This is a genomic window from Micromonospora sp. GCM10011541 (assembly GCF_042650725.1).
GTDB lineage: Bacteria > Actinomycetota > Actinomycetes > Mycobacteriales > Micromonosporaceae > Micromonospora > Micromonospora sicca.
Genome location: NZ_JBHSBP010000120.1, coordinates 1 through 551, shown reverse-complemented (window position 1 = coordinate 551; position 551 = coordinate 1). Strand labels below are relative to the sequence as shown.

Sequence of the window (551 nt, the reverse complement as noted above, 5' to 3'; positions counted from 1 at the left end):
TCCGAGGTCCAGATCGGGAGCCCGTCGGGGCGCATCACAGCCTGAATGTTCGCCCCGAAGTCGCGGTGTTTCCCGGAGTACCACGCGTCGATCGTGTCGCCTTTCACGCTCACGGTGGTCTCGGCGAGGCGGTCGGTGTCGAACAGCTTCCCGTCGAGGATCACGTGCGACCAGCCGTCGGCGGCGACCCGGCGCAGCGCGTCGTGCAGGGTGGGTGTCTGCGCCGCCAGGACCCGCACGGCCTCGGCAACGTACCGGTAGGCCGTAGCCCGCGACACCCCGAACCCCGCCCCGAGGGTGGTCTTGTCCTCACCCTTGCGAAACCACACCAACACCAGGATCGCCTGGTAGAAGCACGTCAGCGCACGGGTTCCCGGTCGGGTGCCCACCGCCCGACGCTCGGCACGAAGCAGCCGCGCCACGTGCTGTACGAGTTCCCTGGGCACGTCGAGCCTGGCAGAATAGGCGATCACGTGGAGCCCTCTCGAAAACTGGATTCTGTCGCAAGAACCTGTCTATCGATGGCTCCACGTCCATATCCAACACCGTCC

At 66.6% G+C, this 551-nt stretch carries 1 protein-coding gene; it reads right to left on the bottom strand.

The annotated features are described in order from the left end of the window. The coding region (locus ACFOYX_RS36200) for a transposase family protein (RefSeq protein ID WP_377534819.1) at window positions 1–473 on the bottom strand (473 nt) is incomplete at its 3' end. Window positions 474–551 lie beyond the last annotated feature (78 nt).